Origin of the sequence: Mesorhizobium sp. M7A.T.Ca.US.000.02.2.1, from assembly GCF_003996995.1 — a bacterium.
Taxonomy (GTDB): domain Bacteria; phylum Pseudomonadota; class Alphaproteobacteria; order Rhizobiales; family Rhizobiaceae; genus Mesorhizobium.
This window is the reverse complement of record NZ_RZTT01000598.1, coordinates 1-2,771: the sequence shown is the minus strand read 5'-3', so window position 1 is coordinate 2,771 and position 2,771 is coordinate 1. Positions and strand designations below refer to the sequence as shown.

The following is a 2,771-nucleotide window of genomic DNA, read 5'->3' as shown; positions in this document are numbered from 1 at the left end:
GGGAAAGGAATCCAGCACAAAATACCAGGCGGCGAAGGCGGCCGGCACGCTAAACGGCATGAAGTGGAACGCCTCCCGCAAGCCCGAAGGCGCCGCCGGTGCACCCGCCGCTGCCGCCGCCAAGCCGGCAACCACCAAGGATGCCGCGGCCCCCGCCGACGGCAAGGGTCTGAGCATGGCCGAATGCAGCACCAAGTATCAGGCCGCCAAGACGGCCAACACGCTGAAGGGCATGAAGTGGAACGACTTCCGCAAGACCGAATGCGGCGCCGGCGCATCGGATGACGACACGGTGCCGGCCGCCGACGAGGCCAGCTACACCGAGGAGCCGGCGAAGCCGACGACGGCTGCGCCCAAGGGCGTCAAGTTCCCGTCCGCGATCTCGGCGAAATATGCCAGCGAGACCCCCGGAAAGGGCCGCATGCACACCTGCCTCGACCAGTACTATGTCCTCAAGGACGCCAACGCGCTCGGCGGCCTGAAGTGGATCCAGAAGGGCGGCGGCTTCTACAGCCTGTGCAACGCCAAGCTGAAGAGCTGATCGCTTAGCCATAGTCTCCAAACAAAGGCCCGCGCATCGCAAGATGCGCGGGCCTTTGTTGTTGCGCGAAGACGCACACTGCCTTGCTCGCATCTGCATGTCGCCGGGCTGCCGGCATCATCAATTCGCCTGCACTGCCCACCGCCAAGCTCATCGGTAGTCCGTAAAGATTCTGGTTGAACATATAAAGAACAAACCATATACAAAAAGGCGTCAAACTTATTATCAACCAGGAGGGTCTTATGCACAGTTTGAGATTGGCGGTATTGGCTGCGACCGCATTTATCGTTTGGAGCGTCGCCCCCGCAAGCGCACTGACGATGAAGGAATGCGGCGAGACCTATCGAACAGCCAAGGAAGGCGGCACTCTGAACGGCATGGACTGGACGGCTTTTCGCAAGGAGAAGTGCGCGACACCAGCAGCGGACAGTGTCAGCGAGGATACGGTCAAAACCGAGCCGCAGACGAAAAAGGAAACCAGCGCGGCGGTCGCCCCCACTGTAGTGCCCGCGGGCGTGACATTCCCGACCACGCTGGCCGCCGAGTTCAAGACCGAAAAGCCCGCGAAGGCGCGCATGAAGACCTGTCTGCAGGGCTACCATGGCAACAAGGACGCGGGCACGTTGAACGGCCTTCGCTGGATCCAGAAGGGCGGCGGTTATTACAGCCTGTGCAATGCCAAGCTGAAGAGCTGAGCGACAAGACATCTGAAGAAGAGAAGGCCTGCGAACCGCAGGGTTCGCGGGCCTTTTTGTTGCCTTCGAGGGCACGCCAGCGGCGACGTTGCCAATCTCCCCCCTTGCGGGGAGATTAGCTATCACCTTGGCTTTCGCCAATCGTCACCGTCGCAGATGCGAGGTCGCGGACAACTCCTCCCCAACGCCAAAAACAAAAAACGCCGCGGAGCAAGCCGCGGCGTTCGATGAAATCAGTGGTCAAGCTCAGCTCGATGGCTGCGGTTCCATGCCGCCTTCGGGCTCAGGACCCTTCTTTCGCCGGCCGCCGGACTTCGGCACGGCCGAGCCACGGCTCGGCGGCGTATCATCGCCGAGGTCGCGCGCGGGCTTGTGGCCGGCGATCAACTGCTTGATCTCCTCGCCGGACAGCGTCTCGTATTCCAGCAGGCCCTGTGCCAGCGCGATCCATTCCTTCTTCTTCTTGGTCAGGATGGACTTCGCCGACGAATAGGCCTCGTCGATCAGGCGGCGCACTTCGGCGTCGATGATCTGCGCCGTTTCTTCCGAGACGTTCTGCGTGCGCGCCACCGAATGGCCGAGGAACACTTCTTCCTGGTTGTCGCCATAGGCGACATGGCCGAGCTTGTCGGAAAAGCCCCAGCGCGTGACCATGGCGCGGGCCAGCTTGGTCGCCTGCTCGATATCCGAAGAGGCTCCGGAGGTGATGTTCTCCTTGCCGAACTTGAACTCCTCGGCGACGCGGCCGCCCATCATGATGGCGAGACGCGAGATCATGTATTTGTAACTCATCGAATAGCGGTCGCCTTCGGGCAACTGCATGACCATGCCGAGCGCGCGACCGCGTGGGATGATCGTGGCCTTGTGCAGCGGATCGGCCGATGGCACGTTGAGCGCGAGAATGGCGTGGCCGGCCTCATGGTAGGCGGTCAGTTCCTTCTCGGCCTGGGTCATGGCCGACGAGCGGCGCTCGGCGCCCATCATGATCTTGTCCTTGGCGTCCTCGAATTCGGCCATGGTGACGAGGCGCTTGTTGCGCCGTGCCGCCATCAGGGCGGATTCGTTGACGAGGTTCATCAGGTCGGCGCCGGAAAAGCCCGGCGTACCGCGCGCGATCACCTTGAGGTCGACATTGGGCGCCAGCGGCACGTTGCGCACATGCACCTTGAGGATCTTCTCGCGGCCGACGATGTCAGGGTTCGGCACCACGACCTGGCGGTCGAAGCGGCCTGGCCTCAGGAGTGCCGGGTCGAGCACGTCGGGCCGGTTGGTGGCAGCGATCAGGATGATGCTTTCGTTGGACTCGAAACCGTCCATCTCGACCAGCAGCTGGTTCAGCGTCTGCTCGCGTTCGTCATTGCCGCCGCCGAGGCCGGCGCCGCGATGACGGCCGACAGCGTCGATTTCGTCGATGAAGATGATGCAGGGCGCGTTCTTCTTGGCCTGGTCGAACATGTCGCGGACGCGGCTTGCGCCGACGCCGACGAACATCTCGACGAAGTCAGAACCGGAAATGGTGAAGAACGGCACATTGG

General features: G+C 62.4%; 2 protein-coding genes and 1 pseudogene. 2 read left to right on the top strand and 1 reads right to left on the bottom strand.

All coding sequences use genetic code 11. The annotated features are described in order from the left end of the window. Both EOD15_RS32245 and EOD15_RS32240 read left to right on the top strand, forming a co-directional pair. Window positions 1-541, top strand: a pseudogene (locus EOD15_RS32245) (hypothetical protein); the annotation flags it as partial. A gap of 242 nt (window positions 542-783) precedes the next feature. After that, the gene (locus EOD15_RS32240; protein WP_127322124.1) at window positions 784-1,236 is read left to right on the top strand and encodes a hypothetical protein; all 453 of its coding nucleotides are present in this window, start codon (window positions 784-786) and stop codon (window positions 1,234-1,236) included. A gap of 246 nt (window positions 1,237-1,482) precedes the next feature. Here EOD15_RS32240 and ftsH read toward each other — a convergent pair. After that, window positions 1,483-2,771: ATP-dependent zinc metalloprotease FtsH (ftsH, locus tag EOD15_RS32235; protein WP_127409203.1), on the bottom strand; the 1,289-nt coding region annotated here is incomplete at its 5' end.